This is a genomic window from Pseudomonas sp. CFBP 13711, assembly GCF_014842265.1.
GTDB lineage: Bacteria > Pseudomonadota > Gammaproteobacteria > Pseudomonadales > Pseudomonadaceae > Aquipseudomonas.
Genome location: NZ_JACYVI010000009.1, coordinates 266,540 through 292,023 on the forward strand (window position 1 = coordinate 266,540; position 25,484 = coordinate 292,023).

A 25,484-nucleotide genomic window follows, 5' to 3' on the forward strand; every position below is an offset into this window, starting at 1 on the left:
CCATAGTACCCCGTCAGACATCGCCTCAGAACGCGCCCGACAACAGATGGCCGGCGTTCGGAACCTGCGCTTTGAGGCCAAGGGTTTTGAGCATCTGATAGACAGTCGCCACGGACGCAGATAGAACCGGCTTATCCAGCCGATCCTGTACGACCTGGATGGCGGGCAGCGATGGCATCTGCACGCAACACGACAGCACCACTCCATCAGCTTGCCCGATGTTGAGCCGGTCGGCGTGGGAAACCAGATCCATTGGGTCGAGGCGCCCGACTTGAAGGTTGTCGGAGACTTCCAGGCTGATGGCATCCACCACTTCGATGCCGGCCGCTTCGATGTAGTCGATGACCTGTTGGGTGAGTGGCTTCATGTAGGGCGTGATGATGGATATTTTCTTGTAGTCGAGCATAAGCAGGCTGTCGATCAACGCCCCGGCCGAGCTGAGCACGGGTGCGTCGGAAGCATTGCTGGCAACGGTTTTACTCAGACGATCCTGCGACACTTTATGGTAACCGGCGCCCTGGCACATGATTGCCACCAGGCAGGCGTACGCCATGACATCGACCCGGGCATCGCTCAATTCCAGAGCGCAGCGGTCGCTGTCGACGTCCATCTTTTTCAGCTCTTCGGGGCTGACTTTCATCATGCGCATGCGGGAGGAATGGAAAGTGAAGCGCTCGTCCGGAAACAGGGAATACCGCGACGTGAGCATCGCCGGGATCTCGGTTTCCATGGTGGTGTTTGAGCTGGGGACGATCTGGCCAATCCGGAAGTTTCTCACAGGGTCTTCTCCATTTCGCCGACGGCGAGGTCATGTGCGACCGATGCTAGGAGTGACGGTGAGCTGCGTATATCAGGCAATGGCGAGCCTGCCATCGCGGCTGGCGATGGCAGGCAAAAAGATAGGGATGACCGGGGCACGATATTAGTGCTGGCACCCGTTCATGTGGGAGCGAGCTTGGTCTGGGCCACATCCGGACGAAGAGGCAGAAACATCCGCTGAATCTTCGGCGACTGAAATACCGTCTTCGTGAGCAAGCTCACTCCCACAGGGACCGTGTTACTACGCGAAAGTGTGGAACGTCTGGACGCCGGGAATCTCCCAAAGGGAAAAGCGTGTGTCCGCTCTATCCCGATTACGCGTGAGAAAGCACCTCGCCCCGCGCAGGCGCTTCGGCCTTGTGATTGCCCAACATTGCCCGCGGGATGGACAGAATCAGTCCGGCGCTGATGAACAAGCAGGCGCCCAGCACGTAGGTGCCGTTGTTGATGTTGCCCGTCAGGTTCTCTGCCACGGCGGTGATCATCGAGCCGGTGAAGCCCGACAGGTTGCCGATGGCGTTGATCATGCCGATTCCCGCAGCAGCCGCGACGCCGGACAGCACGGTGCCCGGCAGGGTCCAGTAGATCGGCATCAGGCTCAGCACGCCGGAGGCGGACACGCTCAGGAAGATGATCGACAGCACCACGTTGCTGGCGAAGTAGGCGCTGAGGATCAAGCCGATGCCGCCGATGATGGCCGGAATTGCGGCGTGCCAGCGGCGCTCGCCGGTCTTGTTGGAGTGCCGCGCGTTGAGAGTCATGGCGATCACCGCGATGCCATACGGAATGGCCGTCAGCAGGCCAATGTCCATCGGGTTGGAAACACCGGCGCTTTTGATGATCGACGGCATCCAGAACGCCAGCCCGTAGAAGCCGGTATTAAACGTCAGCAGGATCAGCACCAGCAGCCACACGCGTCCGTTGAAAAACACCTCGCGCAGACTGGTCGCCTTGCCTTTGCTGTCGGTCTCCAGGTTGGCCTTGAGCATGGCCTTTTCCTGGGGCGACAGCCATTTGGCCGCATCGATGTTATTGGCCATGAACGCCAGCACCACAAAGGCCATTACCACCGAAGGCAGGCCTTCGATGATCAGCAGCCACTGCCAGCCGGCCATGCCGTTGACGCCCTGCATACGGGTCATCAACCAGCCGGAAATCACACCGCCCAGCGTCAGACTGATCGGCATCGCCATGAGGAAACCGGCCATCACCCGGCTTTGCCGACGGGTAGGAAACCAGTAGTTGAGGTAAAGGATGACGCCGGGAAAGAAGCCTGCTTCACAGATGCCGAGCAGAAAGCGCAGCACGTAGAACATGGTTTCCGACTCAATGTGGAAAAACTTCGCCAGCGGCACGGTAAACGCGACGGCCATGGATACGATGGCCCAGGTGAGCATGATCCGGGCGATCCAGAACCGCGCGCCGAAGCGATGCAGCAACAGGTTGCTGGGGACTTCGAAGAGGAAATAGCCCCAGAAGAACATGCTCGCGCCGAGGGCATAGATGGTGTTGCTGAATTGCAGATCGTTGAGCATGTCCAGCTTGGCGAAGCCGATGTTCACGCGGTCCAGATACGCCGCCATGTAACACAAGAGCAGGACGGGAAGGATGCGCAGAATGACTTTGCGGTAGGTGCGGTCTTCAAAGCTGGCGTGCCCGGGACCCGAGGACTCGGGCAGGCGCTGGGAAACGGTTTCCATGGTGGGACCTCCAGGCACTCGGAGGCGCCTGTATTGTTGTTATGTGAGGGTCGAAACACGGAGCGATGTTACTGACAGCGGCGTTGATTAGGATAATGACTTGTTTCCATTGATTGATAACGCTGCGTTATCGCTTACTGACGCGCCAGCTGCGCATTCGCCAGCAGAATTTCGGCAAATTCTGACGCCGCCCCGAGCAACGGCTCACCTCGGCGGGTGAGGATTCCGTAATCCTGGGGCGCTAGTTTCAGCGGCGTGTTCAGCACTTTCAGCAGGCCGGAATCCAGATGCGGCTGCGCCATGGAAGCCGGCAACATGGCGATCATCGGCCCTGCCTGCAGCACTTGCAGAAAGGTCTGCATCGAGATGGTATCGATGGTGTTCTTCGGCACGGGAATTCCAGCTTTGGCGAACGCCTGCTCCATCCGTGCGCGAATCGGCGTGCCCAGCGGGTACAGAATCCATGGCCAGTTTCCGAGCGCCTGCAGCGGCGTCTGTGCCAGTTCGGTCAGCGGATGGCGACTGTTGACGACCATGCAGAACGGCTCCGGCGCCAACGCCTGAAAGTCGTACACCTGCTGCTGGTTTTCATTGGTGTAACGCGCCACCGCGAGGTCGAGCTTCTTGTCGTCGAGCATTTCCATCAGGTGGTCGCTGGTCTGCTCCACCACTTCGATCGACAGCAGCGGCCAACGCTGTTTCAACTGCACGATAGCTTCCGGCAGCACCACCGCAGTCGCCGCGAAGATCGCCCCCACCTTCAGAAAGCCATGCCCGCCCTCGCGCAAGCTGCTGATTTGGTCAACGAACTTGCTCGCGTCATTCAGGGCGATCTGTGCGTAGCGCACCACATGTTCGCCGAGGGCGGTGGGCGGCATGTTGCGCGGCAGGCGCTCGAACACATCAAAGCCCAGCAGCCGTTCGATCTCCCGCAGCATTTTGCTCACCGCCGGCTGGCTGAGGTTCATGTGCTGCGCCGCCGCGTGCATGTTGCGGGTGCGCGCCAAGGTTTCGATGAGCACCAGATGCTTGAACTTGAGCCAGTTACAGACCGTGGAAAAGGAAATGTCTGACATGAGGAATGCCTCGATGAGCGATAACCCAGTGTTATCGATTACTGAGCAGATGTCATTGGAGTTTATCGCCGGTGCTGATTAGGGTCGTTCGTAAATCATAAAAAGCGTTGAGGACTTCACCATGCCCATCCAGCTCATTCCCGAAAACACCCTCCCCGCCGACGGCCTCAATGGCACGTTGATCGGTCGCGCGTGGGTGCCCGGACACGTCAGCGGCCCATCGCCTGTGGTGCTGCGCAACGACGGGGTGTTTGATCTTTCGTCGAGCTTCGCCACGTTAAGTGAGTTGCTGGAGCTGGAATCCCCTTTGGCCGCCGTGCGTGAAGCCCAGGGCACACGTGTCGCCAGCCTCGAAGAACTGCTGGCGAATTCGACCGCGACGCCTGATCCCAACAAACCGTACCTGCTGGCGCCAGCGGACCTGCAAGTGATCAAGGCCGCAGGGGTGACCTTCGCCGCAAGCATGATCGAGCGGGTGATCGAAGAACAGGCGGCAGGCGATCCGGCCAAGGCGGAGAGCGTGCGCGCGATCGTGCAGAACGCCATCGGCGACAACCTGCGCAACATCAAGCCCGGCTCCGAACAGGCGAGCACACTCAAGGCGCTGCTGATCGAGCAAGGCATGTGGTCGCAGTACCTTGAAGTCGGCATCGGGCCGGACGCCGAGATTTTCACCAAAGCGCCCGTGCTGGCGGCGGTGGGCAGCGGCAGCCAAGTGGGTATTCATCCGAAATCGGAGTGGAACAACCCCGAGCCGGAAGTGGTGCTGGCGGTGAACAGTCGCGGGCAGATCCACGGCGCAACCCTGGGCAATGACGTCAACTTGCGCGACTTCGAAGGCCGCAGCGCGCTGCTGTTGAGCAAGGCCAAGGACAACAACGCCTCGTGCTCGATCGGCCCGTTCATTCGGCTGTTCGACGAAACCTTCTCCCTCGATGACGTGCGCAACTGCGTCGTCGACCTGCAGGTAAAAGGCGATGACGGTTACGTGATGAAAGGCTCAAGCTCGATGTCGCAGATCAGCCGCGATCCGGCCGACATCGCCGGCCAGGCGCTCAACGCCAACCATCAATACCCGGACGGCTTCCTGCTGTTTCTCGGCACCCTCTTCGCCCCGACCGCCGACCGCGACCATGCCGGTGGCGGTTTCACCCACAAGCTGGGCGATCAGGTCAGTATCAGCAGCAGCCTGTTCGGCGGCCTGCACAATGAGGTGACCCACAGCAGTGACGCGGCGCCGTGGACGTTCGGCGTCGGCGCGTTGATACGCAATCTCGCCGTGCGCGGTTTGTTGTAGCGCTGAACACCTTACGCAGCACACCTAATTCCAAGAGAGACCCGAACCATGTCCGACACGCCGAAACGCCCCCTTCGCAGCCAGCAATGGTTCGATGATCCGGAACACGCCGACATGACGGCGCTGTACGTCGAGCGCTACATGAACTACGGCCTGACCCGCGAGGAGCTGCAATCGGGCCGACCGATCATCGGCATCGCTCAGACGGGTTCTGATCTGGCGCCCTGCAACCGTCATCACCTGGAACTCGCCCAGCGGGTCAAGGCCGGGATTCGTGATGCAGGCGGGATTCCGATGGAGTTTCCGGTCCACCCGATGGCCGAGCAGACCCGCCGTCCGACCGCTGCCCTGGACCGAAACCTGGCGTACCTCGGGCTGGTGGAAATTCTTCACGGCTACCCGCTGGATGGCGTCGTCCTCACCACCGGCTGCGACAAAACCACCCCGGCCTGCCTGATGGCAGCGGCGACCACCGACCTGCCGGCCATCGTGTTGTCCGGCGGGCCGATGCTTGACGGTCGGCACAAGGGCGAGCTGATCGGCTCCGGCACGGTGCTCTGGCATGCGCGCAATCTGCTGTCGGCCGGTGAGATCAACTACGAAGGCTTCATGGAAATGACCACCGCCGCGTCGCCGTCGGTCGGCCACTGCAACACCATGGGCACCGCGCTTTCGATGAACGCGCTGGCCGAGGCGCTGGGCATGTCGCTGCCGGGTTGCGCGAGTATTCCGGCGGCGTACCGCGAACGCGGGCAGATGGCCTACATGACCGGCAAGAGGATCTGCGATCTGGTCCGCGAAGACGTGCGCCCCTCGCAGATCATGACCCGCGAGGCGTTTGAAAACGCGATCGCGGTGGCCTCAGCACTGGGGGCTTCGAGTAACTGCCCGCCTCACTTGATCGCCATCGCCCGGCACATGGGCGTCGAGTTGAGCCTCGACGACTGGCAGCGCATCGGCGAAGACGTGCCGTTGCTGGTCAATTGCATGCCGGCCGGGAAGTATCTGGGGGAAGGCTTTCACCGCGCAGGCGGCGTGCCAGCGGTGATGCACGAGCTGCAGAAGGCCGGCAAGCTGCACGGAGAATGCGGCACGGTCTCCGGCAAAACCATTGGTGACATCGTGCGCAACGCCGTCGCCCACGACGCTGACGTGATCCGTCCGTACGAAGACCCGCTCAAACACCGCGCCGGTTTTATCGTGCTGAGCGGCAATTTTTTCGACAGCGCGATCATGAAGATGTCGGTGGTCGGCGAGGCCTTCCGCAAGACCTATCTGTCCGAGCCGGGCGCGGAGAACAGCTTCGAGGCGCGAGCGATCGTGTTCGAGGGCCCGGAGGACTACCACGCGCGTATCAACGACCCTTCGCTGGAAATCGACGAGCGCTGCATTCTGGTGATCCGTGGCGCAGGTACGGTCGGTTATCCCGGCAGCGCCGAAGTGGTGAACATGGCGCCGCCGTCTGCGCTGATCAAGCAGGGCATCGATTCGCTGCCGTGCCTGGGCGATGGCCGGCAGAGCGGGACCTCGGCCAGTCCCTCGATCCTCAATATGTCGCCCGAAGCGGCGGTGGGCGGTGGCCTTGCGTTGCTGAAAACCAACGACCGGCTGCGGGTGGATCTGAACAACCGCAGCGTTAATGTGCTGGTCAGCGACGAGGAAATGGCCGAACGCCGCGCGCTGTTCGAACCGAAGATGCCGGCCTCGCAAACCCCGTGGCAGGAGCTGTATCGGCAGTTGGTGGGGCAGTTGTCCACCGGCGGATGTCTGGAGCCAGCGACCTTGCATTTGCGGGTCATCGCACGAAGCGGAGAGCCACGGCATTCCCATTAACGCCGCAGATGTATCGCCTGGCATATAACTTGTGGGAGGGAGCTTGCTCCCGAAGGCGTCCGTACATCCACCAAATCTTCAGCGGTTGAAATCCCGTCTTCGTGAGCAAGCTCACTCCCACATATTTTGCGTTCGCTCAAGTTGGTGGCGCACCGCAGGATCCACTACAGACCTTGATCGTTCCCACGCTCTGCGTGGGAATGCATTCTGGACGCTCCGCGTCCGCCGTCAGATGACGCAGAGCGTCAGGGGCGGCATTACCACGCGGAGCGTGGGAACGATCACAACTCATACTCACAACAATGCCGGCAACCCCTTCTCCATTCCCGCAAAGCGGTTTTTCAACAGCGAATGCAACTGCTGCACCGCCGGGGAAAACTGTTTGCGGTGCGGGCAAACCAGATTCAGCGGGGTCGGTTCGCCCGGGTAATCCGGCAGCAACAGCTCCAGCCGCCCGGCGTGCACGTCCTCGCAGACATCCAGCCACGACTTGTACGCCACACCCTGCCCCGCCACCGCCCAGCGCCTCACCAGATCAGCATCATCGGTGAGCAACGGGCCTGACACCGAAAACACTCGCCCGCCCAGCCGCCATTTGTCGTACACCCGCCCCGCCAGCGTGAACAGCAAGCACTCATGGCGCAGCAAATCATCAGACACCATCGGACGGCCCTTGCGCGCCAGGTACTCCGGCGATGCCACCAGCACCCGGCGATTCCATGGCGCCAGCGCCAACGCAATGTAGTTCGCGTCTTCGATCACGCCGTAGCGAATGGCGACGTCCACCGGATCACGAAACAGATCGGCCACTTGATCGGAGATAAACAGGCGCAGATTCAGCGCCGGGTGCTGGCTGCGAAAATCCGTCAGCCAGGGCAGCAGCATGTTTCGCCCCAGATCCGACGGCGCCGCCACCTGCAGCGTGCCTTGCAGCTCAGCGCTTTCCCGCTGCAGCTTTTCCCGGCCATCCCGTAACGCATCGAGCACCGTCTGGGCGGTCGGCAGGTACTGCTCGCCTTCAGCGGTGAGACGCAAGCTGCGCGTCGAGCGGGCAAACAGGCGAATATCCAGCTCGCGTTCGAGGCGCTTGATGGCCGCCGCGACTTGCCCCGGCAACAGATCCACCTCACGCGCGGCATTGGAGAAGCTGCCCAGCGCGGCAGTGCGAACGAACAGAGTCAGGTCGTCGATGCGGATCATTTTCACTCCAGCGGTGAAAGTGTTGCCGGATTCTGCAGGTTTTTCTGCCTGACGAACAAGAACAAGATGGGTCCAACGTTTCAATACGCCTCTGTCATCCCATTTAGAGAGATCGCCATGAAAGCCGTCGCCTTCACCCAACACGGTCTGCCCATCGAAGACCCCAATGCGCTGCTCGACATGGACCTGCCCACGCCAACGCCCGGCCCTCGGGATTTGCTGGTCGAAGTCAAAGCGATTTCGGTGAACCCGGTGGACACAAAAATCCGCGCCGGCTCTGCCGCTACGGAACCCAAAGTGGTCGGCTGGGACGCCGTCGGGGTTGTTCGCGAAACAGGCAGCGACGTCACGCTATTCAAAGCCGGGGACGAAGTGTTCTACGCCGGTTCCATCGCCCGCCCTGGCAGCTACAGCGAATTCCACCTTGTGGATGAGCGCATCGTCGGGCACAAACCCAAGACACTCGACAACGCCCACGCCGCCGCGCTGCCGCTGACCTCGATCACCGCCTGGGAATTGCTGTTTGACCGTCTGGGCGTTGAAGAAGGCGGCGGCGAAGGTGACAGTCTGCTGATCGTCGGTGCCGGTGGCGGCGTCGGTTCGATTCTGGTGCAACTGGCCCGCCAACTGACCAAGCTGACCGTGATCGGCACGGCGTCCCGTCCGGAAACCCGCGAGTGGGTCGAAAGCCTGGGCGCCCACCACGTCATCGATCACAGCCAGCCGCTGGTCGAGCAGCTGAACCAGATCGGCGTCGGCCAGGTGAGCCATGTCGCCAGCCTGACCCACACCGATTCGTACTTCACGCAGCTGATCGAGGCCCTCAAACCACAAGGCCAGTTGGCGCTGATCGATGACCCGAAATCCCTGGACGTCGTGCCGATGAAACGCAAGGCCCTGTCGCTGCACTGGGAACTGATGTTCACCCGCTCGCTGTACGAAACGCCGGACATGATCGCCCAACATGAACTGCTCAATCGCGTCGCCGATCTGATCGACCAGGGCGTACTGAAGACCACCCTCGGTGAGCACTTCGGCGCAATCAATGCTGAAAACCTGCGCCGCGCCCACGCCGTGATCGAAAGCGGCAAGGCCAAGGGCAAGATCGTTCTCGAAGGTTTCTGAACCTGTTTCCATTATTTGAATGGCCTGCTGCGGCAGGCCGGGAGTCGTTTGTGTCCATGAGACAGAACATGATGGTGTCGGCGCTGGCACTCTCAGTCGCTTTGATCAGCCAGACCGGCATCGCCGCCACGATCGCAACCACCGCGCTACCCGCCAATGCACCGGCGGAAAAAACCATCGGTCAGCTGGAGCAGGTGTTCACCTTCCACGACGCCATGCCCACCGGCGTGACCGTGACAGAAACCGGGCGCATCTTCGTCAACTTCCCGCACTGGGGCGACGACGTGCCGTTTACCGTGGGTGAGATTCGTGACGGCAAAGTCGTCGCCTACCCCGATGCCGCCATCAACAAGGAAGACCCCAAAAACCCGGCCACAGGGCTGATCAGTGTGCAGAGCGTGGTCGCCGACGGTCAGGGCCGCGTCTGGTTACTGGACACCGCCGCACCGAATTTCGCCGCGCCAAAAGCCGGCGGCGCCAAGCTGGTGGCGGTTGATCTGGCCAGTAACAAGGTGGTCAAAACCCTGGTCTTCCCGGCAAACGTCATCCTGCCGAGCACCTACGTCAATGACATGCGCTTTGATTTCCGCAGCGGCAAGGAAGGCACGGTTTACGTGACGGATTCGTCGGTCTCCGGGCCTGGCGCGATCATTGTCATGGACATCGCCAGCGGCAAGGCGACCCGTCGCTTGAGCGGCGCAAAATCCACTTCGGCCGATTCTGACTTCAAACCGGTCGTCGAAGGCCAAACCGCACTGGTCAGCAAAGGCCCAGACGGCAAGCCAAAAACCATGGCCGTTGCGTCTGATGGCATCGCCCTGTCCCCTGACGGCAAGACACTGTATTTCAGCGCGCTTTCCAGTCGCCACCTGTATGCAGTGCCTACCGGGATGCTGCGTGATGCAAGTGTGAGCGAGGCGCAACTGAACGCTGCGGTCAAAGATCTCGGCGAAAAAGGCGCGTCGGACGGTCTGGAAGCCGATGCCAACGGCGCGGTCTACGCCGGCGACTACGAACACAACGGCATCCGCAAACGCCTGGCCGACGGCAGTTGGCAGACCATCGTTCACGACCCTCGCGTGCTGTGGCCGGACACCTTGTCGGTCGGGCCGGATGGCTACCTGTATTTCACCGCCAACCAGCTGCAGCGCCAGGCCGGTTTCCACGATGGCAGGGATCTGCGCGAAAAACCCTACAGCCTGCTGCGGGTGAAGATCGACGCCGCGCCTGCACCGACCCGCTGATTCCGTTTTCCAATTTCGGAGATTCATCATGCAACTGACCGCACTGGCAAAATCGCGCTACACCACGAAAGCCTACGACGCCTCACGCAAGATCCCGCAGGAGACGATCCACGAGTTGCTGGAGCAACTGCGTCACAGCCCGTCATCGGTGAACTCGCAGCCATGGCACTTCATCGTCGCCTCCGATGAGCAGGGCAAAGCGCGCGTGGCCAAGTCGGCGGAGGGTAGTTTTGCCTATAACGAAGCGAAGATGCTCAACGCCTCCCATGTGATCGTGCTCTGCACTTGCACTGAAATGCCGGAATCGCACCTGCAAGCCGTGCTGGCCCAGGAGGCGGCTGACGGACGTTTTGCCAATGACGAGGCCAAAGCCGGTCAGGACAAAACCCGTCGCGGTTACGTGAACATGCACAAATACGATCAGAAGGACGTGCAGCACTGGATGGAAAAGCAAACCTACCTGGCGCTGGGCACCTTGCTGCTGGGCGCTGCATCGTTGGGCCTGGACGCGACACCGATGGAAGGCTTCGATTTCAAGAAGCTCGACGAAGGATTGGGCCTGCGCGACAAGGGTTTCACCAGCCTGGTCGTGGTCAGCCTGGGCTACCGCAGCGACAGCGATTTCAACGCCAAACTGCCGAAATCGCGCCTGCCGGCCGAGACGGTGTTTACCTTCCTTTAACCCTTGCCGCACCCACCGGTAGGAGTGAGCTTGCTCTGGGCCGCATCCGGACGAAGACGGTCGTTCAGCCGCTGAAGATTTATCGGATGTCCCGGCCTATTCGCGAGCAAGCTCGCTCCCACGAGAATTGCATCTGCCTCGCGAGTGTTGGCCGCAGATTATGAACGTGTGGGAGCGGAGCTTGCTCGCGAAGACGGCATGACAGCCGCTGAAGGTTTAGCGACTGTCCCGGCCTATTCGCGAGCAAGCTCGACTCCCACATTAGCCCTGCGGCCTGACTCAGGGGCAGCAGCCGTCACCTGCACCCCCTTCTCATTTGCCCCGATGCGTGCGCTCTGCTAGTGTCGCGCCGGTTTAACGTCTACCGGGATAGCCGCCATGGCCCGCAAGAAAGCTGCACTGGATTTCGAACAGTCCCTCACGGATTTGCAAACGCTCGTCGAGCGTCTGGAGAACGGTGAGCTGTCGCTGGAAGACTCACTGACCGCCTTCGAGCAAGGCATCCGCCTGACCCGCGAGTGCCAGAGCGCGCTGGCCCAGGCCGAGCAGAAAGTGCAGGTCTTGCTGGAACGCGACGGCGAATTGGCCGAAGAGCCATTTGACGCGGAACAGCCGGAATGATCGCGGCGTATCAGGCACTCAGCCAGGCTCGCGTCAATGCGGCGCTGGAGACGCTGTTCGATGCGCCCGCCCCTGAATTGACCCGCCTTTACGCCGCCATGCGCTACAGCGTCACCAATGGCGGCAAGCGCGTGCGCCCGCTGCTGGTTTACGCCGCCTGCGAAGCCTTGGGCGGCAACGCCGAGCACGCTAACGGCGCGGCCTGCGCCGTCGAGCTGATCCATGCGTACTCGCTGGTGCACGACGACCTGCCAGCCATGGACGACGACGATTTACGTCGCGGCCTGCCCACCACCCACAAAGCCTTTGACGAAGCCTGCGCGATTCTCGCCGGCGACGGTCTGCAGACCCTTGCTTTCAGCGTGCTGAGCGATAACCCACTCACCCCGCAGAACGCTGACACCCGACTGAAAATGGTCGCCACCCTTGCCCGTGCATCCGGCCCTGCCGGCATGGTCGGCGGACAGGCCATCGATCTCGGCTCGGTCGGGCTCAAGCTCGACCAGAAAGCGCTGGAATTCATGCACCGGCACAAGACCGGCGCACTGATCGAAGCCAGCGTCAGGCTTGGCGCTCTGGCCAGCGGCAACGCAACCCAGGTTCAACTCGATTCGCTGCAGATTTACGCCCGCGCCATCGGTCTGGCTTTTCAGGTCCAGGACGACATTCTGGACGTCGAAAGCGATACCGCCACGCTGGGCAAACGCCAGGGCGCCGATATTGCCCGGGACAAGCCGACCTACCCCGCGCTGCTGGGTCTGGAAGAAGCCAAACATTACGCACTTGAATTGCGCGATCAGGCCCTTGTGGCGCTGCGACCGTTCGATGAGGCTGCGGAGCCCTTGCGCGCGTTGGCGCGTTATATCGTCGAACGCCGCAACTAGTCGAAGCCCGCAACGAGTCGAACCCCGCAACCAAGCGCAGGTCATAGGACTTATCGGGCGTGAGCGGCCTTGCTGCCGCTGCCCCATTTCGCCGGCAATCGTTTCTCCTGAACATCGCGTTGCTGCACATCGTGCGCAGCCGGTAATGCATCAGGTAAACTGCCGCCTCTTTTACTTATAACGATTCGCCTGATGCCCACGACGTTCAAAGAGATTCCCCGCGAGCGCCCGTCCACGCCGCTGCTCGACAAGGCAGCGACGCCGGACGGCCTGCGCCGCTTAGGTGAAGCAGAGCTTGAAGCCCTGGCTGATGAACTGCGCCTGGAGCTGCTCTACACCGTTGGCCAGACCGGCGGCCACTTCGGCGCCGGCCTCGGCGTCATCGAACTGACCGTGGCCTTGCACTACGTCTTCGATACCCCCGACGACCGGCTGGTCTGGGACGTCGGTCATCAGGCGTACCCGCACAAGATCCTCACGGGTCGTCGCGAGCAGATGTCGACCCTGCGCCAGAAAGGCGGCGTGGCGGCATTCCCGCGTCGCAGCGAGAGCGAATACGACACCTTTGGCGTCGGTCACTCCAGCACCTCCATCAGCGCCGCGCTGGGCATGGCGATCGCCTCCCGGCTGCAAGGCAGTGAGCGCAAGTCCATTGCCGTGATCGGCGACGGCGCACTCACTGCCGGCATGGCCTTCGAGGCGCTGAACCACGCGCCCGAAGTCAGCGCCGACATGCTGGTAATCCTCAACGACAACGACATGTCGATCTCGCGCAACGTCGGCGGGCTGTCGAATTATCTGGCGAAAATTCTCTCAAGCCGCACGTACACGAGCATGCGCGAAGGCAGCAAGAAAGTGCTGTCGCGTCTGCCCGGCGCGTGGGAAATCGCCCGTCGTACCGAGGAATACGCCAAAGGCATGCTGGTGCCCGGCACGCTGTTCGAAGAACTCGGCTGGAACTACATCGGCCCGATCGATGGTCACGACCTGCCTATCCTGATCGCCACCCTGCGCAACATGCGCGACCTCAAGGGTCCGCAGTTCCTGCACGTGGTCACCAAGAAAGGCAAAGGCTTCGCACCGGCCGAGGTCGACCCGATCGGTTATCACGCGATCACCAAGCTTGATCCACTCAACGCACCGGTCGTGCCCAAGAAAGCCGGCGGTCCCAAGTATTCCGGCGTGTTCGGCCAGTGGCTGTGCGACATGGCCGAAGCGGACGAGCGTCTGGTGGGCATCACGCCTGCCATGAAAGAAGGCTCGGATCTGGTTGCGTTCAGTGAACGTTTCCCGGAGCGCTATTTCGACGTTGCCATCGCCGAGCAGCACGCGGTGACGCTGGCAGCGGGCATGGCCTGCGAAGGCGCCAAGCCGGTCGTGGCGATTTACTCGACGTTCCTGCAGCGTGGTTACGACCAGCTGATTCATGACGTCGCGGTGCAGAATCTGGACGTGCTGTTCGCCATCGACCGCGCCGGTCTGGTGGGCGAAGACGGCCCGACCCATGCCGGCAGTTTTGATCTGTCGTACCTGCGTTGCATCCCCGGCATGCTGGTCATGACGCCGAGCGATGAAAACGAACTGCGCAAGATGCTCACCACCGGTCACCTGTTCAAAGGCCCCGCCGCCGTGCGTTACCCACGCGGCAACGGCCCCAATGCCGTGATCGAGAGCAGTCTCGAACCGCTGGAAATCGGCAAAGGCGTGGTTCGTCGTCAAGGCAGCAAAGTCGCGATGCTGGTGTTTGGCGTGCAGTTGACCGAAGCGCTGATCGTGGCGGAAAAGCTCGACGCGACCGTGGTCGACATGCGTTTCGTCAAACCGCTGGACGAGGCACTGGTGCGCGAAATGGCCGGCAGCCACGACTTGCTCGTGACCGTCGAAGAAAACGCCATCATGGGCGGTGCCGGTGCGGCGGTCAGCGAGTTCCTGGCGCGAGAGAACATTCTCAAGTCGGTGCTGCATCTGGGCCTGCCGGATGTGTACGTCGAACACGCCAAACCCGCGCAGATGCTGGCGGAGTGCGGGCTGGATGCTGCCGGGATCGAAGCGTCGATCAACCAGCGCCTGCTGAAGATGTAGACAGTTACAGGCGTAAGCGGGATGGCCGAGCGACCGGGTCATTCCGCAAACTTGTGAGAGTGAGCTTGCTCACGAAAACGTTTGTGCCTTCGACACATCTTCATCGCCTGACACTCAGCATTCGCGAGCAAGCTCGCTCCCACAGTTAATTTTTCAGCAGGTCCATCTCTGGCATTGTCCTGGCGATGGGAGGCGTGAGACTGTCCTGCTGTGGTTGTACACCGCAATCAGCTGACGAACGCGAACCCTGTGGGAGTGAGCTTGCTCACGAAGACGTTCGTGCCTTCGACACATCTTCATCGCCTGACACTCAGCATTCGCGAGCAAGCTCGCTCCCACAGTTAATTTTTCAGCAGGTCCATCTCTGGCATTGTCCGGGCGATGGGGGGCGTGAGACTGTCCTGCTGTGGTTGTACACCGCAATCAGCTGACAAACGCGAACCCTGTGGGAGTGAGCTTGCTCACGAAGAGGTCTGCCCATTTAACGTATCTTCATCGCCTGTAACCCGGCATTCGCGAGCAAGCTCGCTCCCACTGGGGCCAGGGGTGTCAGACAGCCTACTTGTATAGAACATGACCCTTTCCCGCCTCGCGCTCGCCTTCTCCCTCATCCCCGCCACCCAAGCCTTCGCCGATCAGCCTGATCGCGAAAGCGCCTTGAAGCTGGACAGCGTGGTGATCAGCGCCAATCGCCAAGTCGAGCAGCGTGATGCCAGCACTGCGGCGAGCACCGTATTCACCCGTGCCGACATCGAGCGGCTGCAACCCAGCAGCGTCACTGACCTGCTGAGTCGCGTGCCCGGCGTGCAAGTGGCGCCCAGCGGCGGCCGGGGCAGTTTGCCGGGGATTTTCATTCGCGGGACCAAAGCTGCGCAGAGCCTGGTGCTGGTCGATGGGCAGCGCATTGCCAATGCGACGTCGGCGGACAGTAACCTGCAATACCTCAACGTCGAGCAGATCGAGCGAGTGGAAGTGCTGCGCGGATCACGCTCGGTCATCTACGGCGCAGACGCCATTGGCGGGGTGATTCAGATCTTCACTCGACGGGGCGCCGAGCAAGGCCTCCAGGCCCGCCTGCATACGAGTTTCGGCAATCGAGGCACGCAGCAGCAGAGCCTCGGCGTGTCGGGCGGTGATCAGCAAACGCATTTCAACCTCAGCACCAGCCTGGATGAAACGGCAGGCATCGACCGCACCGGCCCGTCCTTCTCCAGCGATGACGATCACGACGCCTACCGCAATAAATCCCTGAGCCTGAACCTCAGCCACTGGCTCAGCGACGACGTGGAAATGGGCCTCAACGCTCTGGATAATCGGGGCAAGACCGAGTTCGACAACCCGTTCGGTCTGTTCGACCCGGTCACGTTCAACACGGTGGGTCAGCAGCAATACAGCAAGTTTGACCTGAGCAGCCTCGGCACCTACGTCGACGCCCGCATCAACCAGACCTGGAAAACCCGTCTGGAGCTGGGCCACAGCGAGAATCGCGAAAAGACGCTGGATAAGCTGAGCAACGATCACTACGAGTTCAACACCTACCGCGACTCGTTCAATTGGCAGAACGACCTGACCCTGGACGAGCGCAACAGCCTGATGCTGGGAGCCGACTGGTACGAAGACCGCGTCAACAGCAGCACGCCGTTCGACGAGGACAGCCGCTGGAACCGCGCGGCGTTCATCCAGCATCGTTTCAAAGGCGAGCACTTCTCGACCGAGCTCGGCCTGCGCCATGATCAGAACGAGCAGTTCGGCAGCCAGAACACCTGGAGCGGCACCCTCACCGTTCCGCTCAATGACGCCAACGACGTGCTGCTGTCCTACAGCGAAGGCTTCCGCGCGCCGACGTTCAACGACCTGTATTACCCGGACTTCAGCAACCCGAATCTCAAACCCGAGCACTCCAAAAGCTACGAGCTGCAATGGCGCAGTCGCCTGAGCGAAACCGCCCGCCTTGAGGCCTCGCTGTATCGCACTGATCTGCAGGACGCGATTGCCCTCGACAGCGACTTTCGCCCCCAAAACATCGGCTCGGCACGGATCAAGGGTGTCGAAGCGTCCCTTGAGCAGCAATTGTTCGGCTGGACCGGCAAGCTCGGCGCGTCGGTCATCGACCCGCGTGACCGTGACACTGGGCACACGCTCAACCGTCGCGCTCGCCGCACCCTGAACCTCGATCTTGATCGGCAGTTCGATCGCCTCGGTGTCGGCGCCAGTTGGCAGGCCGTCAGCGACAGCTACAACGACGAGGCCAACACCCAGCACATCGGCGGCTATTCGTTGTTTGGATTGCGCAGCAGCTGGAAAGCCAGCGACGAAGTGAAGCTTGAGTTCAAACTGGATAACGCCCTGGACAAACGCTACAGCCGCACGCTGTACAGTTTTGATGGCAGCAACTACGGCTATCGCGAAGAGGCTCGAACGTGGATGTTTGGCGTGACCTGGACGCCTGAGCTGTAGATTTGCAGCCCGACTGTTCAGCGTTCCGGCGCTATTACGCTGCACACCTTCGCCACCGCTTCCACCATCTGCCCGCTTGCTCGTTCGAAGCCTTTATCGGGCACGGCAAAAAGGCGACCGGCTTTTACGGCCTTCAACTGCGACCAGCTTTTCCATGCCGGCAACAATGCAGCGTCGCTGGCGAGAATCACGTCCGGATCTCGCTGCAGCACTGACTCGATACTCACCTGCGGCGCCGGCAGGGTCAGGTCTTCAAACACGTTGCGTGCGCCGCAGACGGTCAGTGCATCGCTGATGATCTGGCCGCCGCCTACGGTGTAAAGCGGCTGATCCCACACTTGGTAAAAGACTCTCAGCGAGACATCGCGGCGATAACGCTCACGCAATCCGGCCAATCGCTGACGGAAATCCCCCGCTACTTGTCGTCCACGATCGGCGAGGCCAAGGCGTTCGCCCATCTGCTCGATCTGATCAGCCAGTTCTTTCAGCGTGTGAGGCTCGGCGGTGTAGGTAGGAATATTCAGGCGCCTCAGTTGGTCGCGCTGGGTTGCACTGACGCTGCCGGGCCATAGCAGCAAAAGATCGGGCTGCAAACTGAGCAGGCGCTCGATGTCGAGCTGCCCGTAGCGACCCACCGAAGGCAGGCGTGCCACCTTTGTCGGACGTGGACCGCCGTCGACCACACCGACCAGCAGATCGGCGGCATCCAGTTCGATAACAATTTCAGTAAGAGAGGGTGCGAGGCTAACGACCCGCTGCGCAGCGCCGGCCTGAAAAGCAACCAGCAACAGGAGAAAGGCAACCCAGCGGCGCATCAAGCGCGTCCAGCCTGCGCCAGACGACGGCGCAGACTGCAAAGCATCACGCCGGATCGACTTCGCTCTGATGCTCGTTACCCATCATGTGACCCAGCTTGCCGGCCTTGGTCGCCAGATAGAGCTTATTGTGCGGATTGTGGCCGGTGTGCAGCGGCACACGCTCGGCGACAGTGATGCCCATGTCTGTCAGCGCTTTGACTTTGCGGGGGTTATTGGTCATCAAACGCAGGGACTGGATGCCCAGATGCTCCAGCATCGGCAGGCAAATGCCGTAATCACGCTGGTCAGCGGCGAAGCCCAGACGCTCGTTCGCTTCAACGGTGTCGGCACCGCCGTCCTGCAATTCATACGCGCGGATCTTATTCATCAAGCCTATGCCGCGGCCTTCCTGGCGCAGGTACAACAGCACGCCGCGGCCTTCGGCGGCGATGGCGCGCAACGCCGCCTCAAGCTGGGAACCGCAGTCGCATCGCTGACTGAACAGCGCATCACCGGTCAGGCATTCGGAATGCACACGGCCGAGTACCGGGGCCCCGTCTGACACATCGCCGAGGGTCAGCACGACATGCTCGCGACCGTTTTCCTGCTCGAGAAAGCCGTTCATCTTGAAAGTGGCAAAAGGGGTAGGCAGCTTGGAAGCCGCGACAAATACGACGGGCACCGGGTGCTCCTGATCAGTATGAGGGTTGGAAATTCGCAACATTGTAACAGCAGGTTCCGGCAGACGCTTAGGCTGAATTGTCGGCCAATCAGATCAACAAGTTTGATCAGTGGGCAGCGTCATTGCCGGATTGACGACCGTCTGTATCGAACGGATACGCATGCTTCCAGCGTGCAAAGATCGGCCGCAGCTTGCCGCTGTGCACAAGTTCGCCCATCCGTACGTCAAACAGATCCCGCAGCGCGTGCCCTCGCGGGGTATCAGCAAAGCTGAGGTACAAAGGAATGGAGGTGAGATAGGTCAGCCGATAACGCTGAGGATCGTCGCTTTGGGCGAGGACGAAGTCCATTTCCGGTTTGGCATCGATATACAGATCCGCGCGCCCGTATTCGAGCATCGGCAGAATGTGATCGCGCCGGGCGACCTCGTTGAAGTGCGTCACGTTGGGCAGATAGTGCTGATACTCGTAGCCACGCACCCAGGCCAAACGGTATTTGCCCAGCGTCTGCAGAGTAGGAAGCGGTTTGGAGGCCAGACCCAGCGTGTAAATCTCGTCGGTGTCGTAGTTCCACTTCGAGTAGAGCGTGCCCTCGACCTCATCCTTGTAGGCGGCAATCCACGCGTCGGCCTCGCCCCGCTGCACCAGCCCGACCGCGCGGGTGTACGGCTCGATGCGCTGCTCAACCCTGACGCCGGCCGGCTCGAAGATCTCCCGCATCAAATCCCAACCCAGCCCCGTGCCGTCGGTTTCGGTGTAACCAATCCAGTGCTCGCTGACCAGCTGGATGTCATTAGGCTTGTCAGACATCGGCGCAGGAGTTGCCCCATCGGCAGTCGCCCAGACACTTGTCATCAGCAACCACACAGCGAGCAGCCATCCCACCCCTGAACGCCTCATGAGCGTAGCCCCTACATCACGGCCCACAGCCAGACCAGCCCTTGCATCGCCAGCCATGCGAACACACCGGCCAGGACATCATCCAGCATGATGCCGACGCCGCCGTGCACGTGCTTGTCGATCCAGTGAATGGGCCAAGGCTTGAGGATGTCGAAAAAGCGGAACACCAGAAAACCCACCAGCAGCCAAGGCCAGCCTTCAGGTACCAGCCACAAAGTGATCCACATCCCGACCATCTCGTCCCAGACGATGCCTTCATGGTCGTGAACGCGCAGGTCGTCCGCCACTTTGCCGCACAGCCAGAAGCCGAACAGTATCGTCAGGCCGAGCACCAGCCAGTAGCCCCAGTCCGGCAGCATCTGCCACAGGGGAATAAACGGCACTGCGACCATTGAGCCCCATGTGCCGGGCGCTTTGGGCAATGTGCCGGAGCCGAAGCCGAAGGCCAGGAAATGCCACGGATTGGTCCAAACGGACGGAGGAACGTTCTCCGCCGGGACCTGATTAGGATGATCTGTCACCGTGTCTCCTGAAAATGTTGATAGCCCCGAATCAACGGGGTGACGTCCTGCCCAAGTGCGTCGATCAGCGCCACGCCGTGGCCTTCGACCACCCGACCCAGAACGAAAACAGGCAAGCCGGCGGCCTGCAGTTCAGCCAGCCATGATGGCGGCAACGTGAAAGCCAGTCTGTAGTCATCGCCCCCACTGAGCGCCGCATTCAACGCCGCATCAGGCCCGAAAAAACTCAGCAGCGCGTCAGACATCGGCACTTTTTCGCGCTCAACGAGCAAGCGCACGCCCGAGGCGGTGGCGATATGTCCGCAGTCGGCGAGCAGTCCGTCAGAGATGTCCAGCGCCGCGCTGGCCTTGCCGCGCAACGCGATGCCCAGCTCGAACTGCGGCTGCGGCGACCAGTAACGCGCCAGCAAGGCCTGAGTGGTAGACGCCTCGGTGCTGCGCTGGTTCAACACCAACGGCAGCGCTCCGGCCGCGTCGCCCAGCGGACCGCCCACGCACAACAAATCGCCGGGCCGTGCGCCGCTTCTGGTCAGGGCCTGCCCGTTGGGGACCGTGCCGAAAACGGTGACCGTCAGGCTGAACGGCCCGCGCGTGGTGTCGCCACCGATCAGGCGCAGGCCGCAGCCTTGGGCCATGGTGTTCAAACCACGGGCGAACGCTTCCAGCCAGTCGGCGGAAACCTGCGGCAGGGTCAGAGCAAGGGTAAAAGCGAGAGGACTGGCGCCCATGGCAGCCAGGTCGCTGGCCGACACGCCGAGAGCGCGCTGGCCGAGCAGAAAAGGATCGCAGACGTCGGGGAAATGCACCCCGGCGACCAGCGTGTCAGTGGAGACGGCGAGTTGCTCGCCAGCGGCCACCGACAACAGGGCGCAGTCGTCGCCGATCCCCAAGGCAACGCCTTCGCCGGGCCGCGCGCAGGGCGCGGCGGCAAAGTAATTGCGGATCAGCTCGAACTCGCCCATGGCGGAGACGCTCAGGTTCTGGAGAAACCCAGAAGCCTCAGCGCTTGTGCGCCTTCACTTCGACTTCGCGCAGACGCGGAGCCAGCTTGTCGAGCACGCCGTTGACGAACTTGTGGCCGTCGGTCGAACCGTAGACTTTCGCCAGCTCGATACCTTCGTTGATGACCACGCGGTACGGCACGTCGACGCGCTCCAGCAGCTCCCAGGTCGACAGACGCAGAACCGCCAGCTCAACCGGGTCCAGCTCGTCGATGGTCAGGTCCAGACATGGCGCCAGCGCTGCGTCGATCTTGTCCTGATTGCCCGGAACACCGTGGAGGATGTCGTGGAAGTAAGCGGCATCGACGGAGGTGAAGTCATTGTCGACGCGAAATTGTGCTTCGATTTCGTTCAGCGACTGGCCAGCCATGTGGCGCTGGTAAAGGGCCTGCATCGCCATCTGGCGAGCGGCACGACGCTTTTCGCTTTTCGATGGCTTGCCAGCGTCTGCCGCACGTGGATCACGCGGGTTGAACTGATCGCTTTCGTCGTTAATCACTTGGCCTCCAACTGCGCCAACAGGCTGACCATCTCGATGGCGGACAAGGCAGCTTCAGCGCCTTTGTTGCCGGCCTTGGTGCCGGAACGCTCGATCGCCTGCTCGATGGAATCGACAGTCAGGACGCCGAACGCGACCGGTACGCCGAACTCCATGGACACCTGGGACAGGCCCTTGGTGCATTCGCCAGCGACGTATTCGAAGTGCGGGGTGCCGCCACGAATGACGGCGCCGAGGGCGATGATGGCGGCGAATTCGCTGCGTTGAGCGACCTTCTGCACGACCAGCGGGATTTCGAACGCGCCCGGTGCGCGGATGATGGTGATGTCGCTTTCGCTCACGCCATGGCGAACCAGGGCATCAACGGCACCGCTCACCAGGCTTTCGACGACGAAGCTGTTGAAGCGGCCAACCACCAGGGCATAGCGACCTTGGGGGGCGATGAAGGTACCTTCGATGGTCTTCAGGGTCATTCGGCTGAGTCTCGTGTTCTCGTATTAAAGAGCATGAAAGCGCGCATCGGGCGCGCGCTTTCAGGGATTTTAGGCCACGAATGGGCGACTGCAGGGACCAGAACCACCCACGGCTGAACGCTGTCGGGGCCTGTCACCTGCCGGTCTTTATTCGGAGGGCACGTATTCTACAACTTCCAGATCGAAACCGGATATCGCATTGAACTTCATTGGCGAACTCATCAGGCGCATTTTGCGCACGCCGAGGTCACGAAGGATCTGCGAACCGGCACCGACGGTGCTGTAAGTGGTCGGCGTCTTGATCGGTGTGCCGCCAGCGGTTTCACGCACATGGGCCAGAACCGTGTCGCCATCGAGCGGGTGACCGAGCAGCAGCACGACGCCGCTGCCGGCCTCGGCCACGGTCTTCATGGCAGCGCGCAGGCTCCAGCGGCCGGGCTGCTTGACCATCAGCAGGTCGCGCAGCGGGTCCATGTTATGCACGCGAACCAGTGTGGCTTCTTCCGCGCAGATCTTGCCCAGCGTCAGCGCCAGGTGCACGTCACCTTCGACGGAATCGCGGTAGGTCACCAGATTGAAATGGCCCAGTTCGCTGTCGAGAGGCTGCTCGGCGATCCGCTGAACGGTACGTTCGTGGATCATCCGGTAATGAATCAGGTCGGCAATGGTACCGATCTTGATGTTGTGCTCGGCCGCGAAAGCTTCCAGTTCAGTACGACGGGACATGGTGCCGTCGTCGTTCATGACTTCGCAGATCACGCCGGTCGGCTCGAAACCGGCCATGCGCGCCAAGTCGCATGCCGCTTCGGTATGGCCTGCGCGGGACAGTGTGCCGCCGGCCTGGGCCATCAGCGGGAAGATGTGGCCCGGGCTGACGATGTCTTCGGCCTTTGCATCCTTGGCAGCAGCGGCCTGAACGGTGCGCGCGCGGTCGGCGGCGGAAATCCCGGTGGTCACACCCTCGGCGGCTTCAATGGACACGGTGAACTTGGTGCCGAAGCCCGAGCCATTGCGCGGCGCCATCAACGGCAGTTTCAGGGTTTCGCAGCGCTCGCGGGTCATCGGCATGCAGATCAGGCCACGGGCGTAACGCGCCATAAAATTGATGTGCTCGGCCTTGACGCACTCGGAGGCCATGATCAGATCGCCTTCGTTCTCGCGGTCTTCGTCATCCATGAGGATGACCATCTTGCCTTGGCGAATGTCTTCAACCAGTTCTTCGATGCTGTTGAGCGCCACGCGGCACCCCCTTCGATTCAGGATTTGAGGTAGCCGTTGGCGGCCAGAAAGCTTTCGCTGATGTTGCCGCCCTGGGCTGGGGTCGGATCGGCCGCTTTGTCACCGAGCAGCAAACGCTCGAGGTAACGCGCCAGCAGGTCGACTTCCAGGTTGATCTTACGGCCGGGGCGGTAGTCGCCCATGATGGTTTCGGCGAGCGTGTGCGGCACGATGGTCAGCTCGAACTCGGCGCCGTTGACGGCGTTCACGGTCAGGCTAGTGCCGTCGACAGTGATCGAGCCCTTGTGGGAGATGTACTTGGCCAGCTCGCGGGGGGCGCGCATGCGGAACTGGATCGCACGGGCGTTTTCTTCTCGGGACAGTACTTCGCCGACGCCGTCGACGTGGCCGCTGACCAGATGGCCGCCCAGGCGCGTGGTCGGGGTCAGGGCTTTTTCCAGATTGACCCGGCTGCCGGTTTTCAGATCGACGAACGCAGTGACGTTCAGGGTTTCGCGGCTGACGTCGGCCCAGAAGCCGTCGCCTGGCAATTCAACGGCTGTCAGACAGACGCCGTTGACGGCGATGCTGTCGCCCAGTTTGACGTCGGAAAGGTCGAGCTTGCCGGTCTCTACGTAAACGCGGACGTCGCCGCCTTTCGGAGTGATGGCGCGGATGCTGCCGATGGATTCGATGATGCCGGTAAACATGGGTGCTCCTGGAAAACAGGGCCAGCGCTGAGCGCGGAAGCCGGAATTATACGCCGGGGTGCGACGCGGGTATCGCAATGACTCGCCAGTCATTGCCGACCGCGCGCATTTCGACGATCTTGAGTTCGAGCGCCTCGCTCATCTGCGCCAGCGGCAGGTCCAGCAACGGTCGCGCCGACGAGCCCATGAACTTGCCCGCCACGAAGATCTGAAATTCATCCACCAGGCCCAGTCGGGTAAACGCGCCGGCCAGTTTGGGACCGGCTTCGACCAAAACGTCATTGACGCCCCGGGCCGCCAGTTCAACCAGCAGTTTGCGCAGGTCGACATGCCCGCCGCTGCTGGGCAGTGCCAGCAGTTCGTGGCCTTCGTCGTGGTAGCGCTCGCGGGCCGATGCAGCGGCGCAGGTCACCACCAGCGCGTTGCCCGCTGTAAAGAACGGCGCGTCGAGAGGCACACGCAAACGGCCGTCGATCAACACGCGCAACGGCGGTCGGGTCGCGGCCAGGGCGCTGAGTTCGGCGTTCAGGCCCAACTCGTCAGGGCGCACGGTGAGCCGCGCGTTGTCGGCGAGCACGGTATCGGCGCCGGTCAGCACCACGCTCGACTGCGCACGCAGGCGCTGCACGGCAGATCGCGCTTCAGGGCCGGTGATCCACTGGCTTTCGCCGCTGGCCATGGCCGTGCGTCCGTCGAGGCTCATCGCCAGCTTGACCCGCACGTAGGGCAGGCCGTGTTCCATGCGCTTTAGAAAGCCTTTGTTCAGCGCTCGCGCTTCGCTCTCAAGCACGCCGCTCTGCACCGCGATCCCGGCGTTCATCAGGCGCAACAGGCCACGGCCGGCCACATCGGGATTGGGGTCTTGCATGGCAGCGACCACACGCGCCACGCCGGCGTTGACCAGCGCGTCGGCGCACGGCGGGGTGCGGCCATGATGACTGCAGGGTTCGAGGGTGACGTAAGCGGTGGCGCCCTTCGCCTTGTCGCCCGCCTGGCGCAGCGCATGCACTTCAGCGTGGGGCTCGCCGGCGCGGACGTGCCAGCCTTCGCCGACAATGGCGCCATCACGCACGATCACGCAGCCAACACGCGGGTTGGGATGCGTCGAGTAGACGCCTTTGCGCGCCAGTTCCAGCGCCCGCGCCATGTAGGCTGCGTCGAGCACGCCTTGCTCTGTCGAGGTCATGCTCACTCTTTAACCGGCTCGCGGGCCAGTCGGTCGATTTCTTCGCGGAATTCGTTGAGGTCCTGAAACCGCCGATAAACAGAAGCAAAGCGGATGTAGGCCACTTCGTCGAGCTTCTGCAATTCGCCCATGACCAGCTCACCCACGATCAGCGATTTGACCTCGCGCTCGCCGGTCGCACGCAGTTTGCTTTTGATATGGGCCAGGGCCGCTTCGAGACGCTCGACGCTGACCGGGCGCTTCTCCAGCGCGCGCTGCATGCCGGCGCGCAGCTTCTCTTCGTCGAAGGGCTGACGGCTGCCGTCCTGCTTGATCAGCCGGGGCAGAACCAGTTCAGCGGTTTCGAATGTGGTGAAGCGTTCTTCGCAGGCGACGCATTCGCGGCGGCGGCGAACCTGATCGCCTTCAGCAACGAGGCGCGAGTCAATGACTTTGGTGTCGTTGGCACCGCAAAAGGGACAGTGCATGGTGGCAGGCAA

General features: G+C 61.8%; 24 protein-coding genes. 9 read left to right on the top strand and 15 right to left on the bottom strand.

Annotated elements, in window-relative coordinates:
• Window positions 1–25 precede the first annotated feature (25 nt).
• The 3 genes from IFT47_RS18195 to IFT47_RS18205 all read right to left on the bottom strand — a co-directional run bounded on the left by IFT47_RS18195 (window position 26) and on the right by IFT47_RS18205 (window position 3,595).
• A complete protein-coding gene (locus tag IFT47_RS18195; RefSeq protein WP_342345382.1) occupies window positions 26–778 on the bottom strand; it encodes a maleate cis-trans isomerase family protein in 753 nt (250 codons plus the stop codon).
• A gap of 355 nt (window positions 779–1,133) precedes the next feature.
• The gene (locus IFT47_RS18200; protein ID WP_192173786.1) at window positions 1,134–2,519 is read right to left on the bottom strand and encodes an MFS transporter; all 1,386 of its coding nucleotides are present in this window, start codon (window positions 2,517–2,519) and stop codon (window positions 1,134–1,136) included.
• A gap of 134 nt (window positions 2,520–2,653) precedes the next feature.
• Window positions 2,654–3,595 carry a LysR family transcriptional regulator gene (locus IFT47_RS18205; protein ID WP_192173787.1) on the bottom strand — a complete coding sequence of 314 codons (942 nt, stop codon included), beginning with the start codon at window positions 3,593–3,595 and terminating at the stop codon, window positions 2,654–2,656.
• A 121-nt stretch (window positions 3,596–3,716) separates the two neighbouring features.
• On the opposite strand from IFT47_RS18205, the gene IFT47_RS18210 reads away from it, so the two are divergent.
• A complete protein-coding gene (locus IFT47_RS18210; RefSeq protein WP_192173788.1) occupies window positions 3,717–4,892 on the top strand; it encodes a fumarylacetoacetate hydrolase family protein in 1,176 nt (391 codons plus the stop codon).
• 48 nt (window positions 4,893–4,940) lie between these two features.
• The gene (locus IFT47_RS18215; protein ID WP_192173789.1) at window positions 4,941–6,725 is read left to right on the top strand and encodes an IlvD/Edd family dehydratase; all 1,785 of its coding nucleotides are present in this window, start codon (window positions 4,941–4,943) and stop codon (window positions 6,723–6,725) included.
• A gap of 294 nt (window positions 6,726–7,019) precedes the next feature.
• Here IFT47_RS18215 and IFT47_RS18220 read toward each other — a convergent pair whose 3' ends face one another.
• Complete coding sequence (locus tag IFT47_RS18220) at window positions 7,020–7,925, bottom strand: LysR family transcriptional regulator (RefSeq protein ID WP_074893178.1); 906 nt, start codon at window positions 7,923–7,925, stop codon at window positions 7,020–7,022.
• 117 nt (window positions 7,926–8,042) lie between these two features.
• Between IFT47_RS18220 and IFT47_RS18225 the strand changes: the two genes are divergently transcribed.
• From IFT47_RS18225 to IFT47_RS18255, 7 genes are all read left to right on the top strand, one after another.
• The gene (locus IFT47_RS18225) at window positions 8,043–9,050 is read left to right on the top strand and encodes a zinc-binding alcohol dehydrogenase family protein (RefSeq protein WP_192173790.1); all 1,008 of its coding nucleotides are present in this window, start codon (window positions 8,043–8,045) and stop codon (window positions 9,048–9,050) included.
• A 56-nt stretch (window positions 9,051–9,106) separates the two neighbouring features.
• The gene (locus IFT47_RS18230) at window positions 9,107–10,294 is read left to right on the top strand and encodes an L-dopachrome tautomerase-related protein (protein WP_192173791.1); all 1,188 of its coding nucleotides are present in this window, start codon (window positions 9,107–9,109) and stop codon (window positions 10,292–10,294) included.
• Between the two features lie 28 nt (window positions 10,295–10,322).
• Window positions 10,323–10,976 carry an oxygen-insensitive NAD(P)H nitroreductase gene (nfsB, locus tag IFT47_RS18235; protein ID WP_192173792.1) on the top strand — a complete coding sequence of 218 codons (654 nt, stop codon included), beginning with the start codon at window positions 10,323–10,325 and terminating at the stop codon, window positions 10,974–10,976.
• A gap of 378 nt (window positions 10,977–11,354) precedes the next feature.
• Window positions 11,355–11,597, top strand: coding sequence for an exodeoxyribonuclease VII small subunit (locus IFT47_RS18240; protein WP_062384761.1), 243 nt, complete (start codon window positions 11,355–11,357; stop codon window positions 11,595–11,597).
• Entirely contained in the window at window positions 11,594–12,481 is an 888-nt protein-coding gene (ispA, locus tag IFT47_RS18245; protein WP_192173793.1) for a (2E,6E)-farnesyl diphosphate synthase, read from the top strand. Before IFT47_RS18240 ends, ispA begins: the two co-directional genes overlap by 4 nt.
• A gap of 192 nt (window positions 12,482–12,673) precedes the next feature.
• The gene (gene dxs / locus IFT47_RS18250) at window positions 12,674–14,563 is read left to right on the top strand and encodes a 1-deoxy-D-xylulose-5-phosphate synthase (RefSeq protein ID WP_192173794.1); all 1,890 of its coding nucleotides are present in this window, start codon (window positions 12,674–12,676) and stop codon (window positions 14,561–14,563) included.
• Between the two features lie 573 nt (window positions 14,564–15,136).
• On the top strand, window positions 15,137–17,020 hold the full coding sequence (locus tag IFT47_RS18255; RefSeq protein ID WP_192173795.1) for a TonB-dependent receptor domain-containing protein: 1,884 nt from the start codon (window positions 15,137–15,139) through the stop codon (window positions 17,018–17,020).
• 17 nt (window positions 17,021–17,037) lie between these two features.
• On the opposite strand, the gene IFT47_RS18260 is transcribed toward IFT47_RS18255, so the two are convergent.
• The 11 genes from IFT47_RS18260 to nrdR all read right to left on the bottom strand — a co-directional run bounded on the left by IFT47_RS18260 (window position 17,038) and on the right by nrdR (window position 25,472).
• A complete protein-coding gene (locus IFT47_RS18260) occupies window positions 17,038–17,835 on the bottom strand; it encodes a cobalamin-binding protein (protein ID WP_192173796.1) in 798 nt (265 codons plus the stop codon).
• A 46-nt stretch (window positions 17,836–17,881) separates the two neighbouring features.
• Entirely contained in the window at window positions 17,882–18,499 is a 618-nt protein-coding gene (gene ribA / locus IFT47_RS18265; RefSeq protein ID WP_192173797.1) for a GTP cyclohydrolase II, read from the bottom strand.
• A gap of 106 nt (window positions 18,500–18,605) precedes the next feature.
• Window positions 18,606–19,352 (bottom strand): substrate-binding periplasmic protein, encoded by a 747-nt coding sequence (locus IFT47_RS18270; protein WP_407073247.1) that lies wholly within the window; start codon window positions 19,350–19,352, stop codon window positions 18,606–18,608.
• A 56-nt stretch (window positions 19,353–19,408) separates the two neighbouring features.
• Entirely contained in the window at window positions 19,409–19,918 is a 510-nt protein-coding gene (locus tag IFT47_RS18275; RefSeq protein WP_122536850.1) for a phosphatidylglycerophosphatase A family protein, read from the bottom strand.
• Window positions 19,915–20,880 (bottom strand): thiamine-phosphate kinase, encoded by a 966-nt coding sequence (gene thiL, locus IFT47_RS18280; RefSeq protein WP_192173799.1) that lies wholly within the window; start codon window positions 20,878–20,880, stop codon window positions 19,915–19,917. The genes IFT47_RS18275 and thiL overlap by 4 nt, the downstream gene beginning before the upstream one ends.
• Before the next feature lie 37 nt (window positions 20,881–20,917).
• The gene (gene nusB, locus IFT47_RS18285; protein WP_192173800.1) at window positions 20,918–21,418 is read right to left on the bottom strand and encodes a transcription antitermination factor NusB; all 501 of its coding nucleotides are present in this window, start codon (window positions 21,416–21,418) and stop codon (window positions 20,918–20,920) included.
• Window positions 21,415–21,891, bottom strand: a complete 477-nt coding sequence (ribH, locus tag IFT47_RS18290) for a 6,7-dimethyl-8-ribityllumazine synthase (protein WP_037017809.1) — start codon at window positions 21,889–21,891, stop codon at window positions 21,415–21,417. Before ribH ends, nusB begins: the two co-directional genes overlap by 4 nt.
• A 147-nt stretch (window positions 21,892–22,038) precedes the next feature.
• Window positions 22,039–23,130, bottom strand: a complete 1,092-nt coding sequence (gene ribBA, locus IFT47_RS18295; RefSeq protein ID WP_192173801.1) for a bifunctional 3,4-dihydroxy-2-butanone-4-phosphate synthase/GTP cyclohydrolase II — start codon at window positions 23,128–23,130, stop codon at window positions 22,039–22,041.
• Between the two features lie 17 nt (window positions 23,131–23,147).
• Window positions 23,148–23,819 (bottom strand): riboflavin synthase, encoded by a 672-nt coding sequence (locus IFT47_RS18300; RefSeq protein WP_192173802.1) that lies wholly within the window; start codon window positions 23,817–23,819, stop codon window positions 23,148–23,150.
• Between the two features lie 46 nt (window positions 23,820–23,865).
• Window positions 23,866–25,005, bottom strand: coding sequence for a bifunctional diaminohydroxyphosphoribosylaminopyrimidine deaminase/5-amino-6-(5-phosphoribosylamino)uracil reductase RibD (gene ribD, locus IFT47_RS18305; RefSeq protein ID WP_192173803.1), 1,140 nt, complete (start codon window positions 25,003–25,005; stop codon window positions 23,866–23,868).
• Window positions 25,006–25,007: 2 nt separating this feature from the next.
• Complete coding sequence (gene nrdR / locus IFT47_RS18310) at window positions 25,008–25,472, bottom strand: transcriptional regulator NrdR (RefSeq protein ID WP_065988433.1); 465 nt, start codon at window positions 25,470–25,472, stop codon at window positions 25,008–25,010.
• Window positions 25,473–25,484 lie beyond the last annotated feature (12 nt).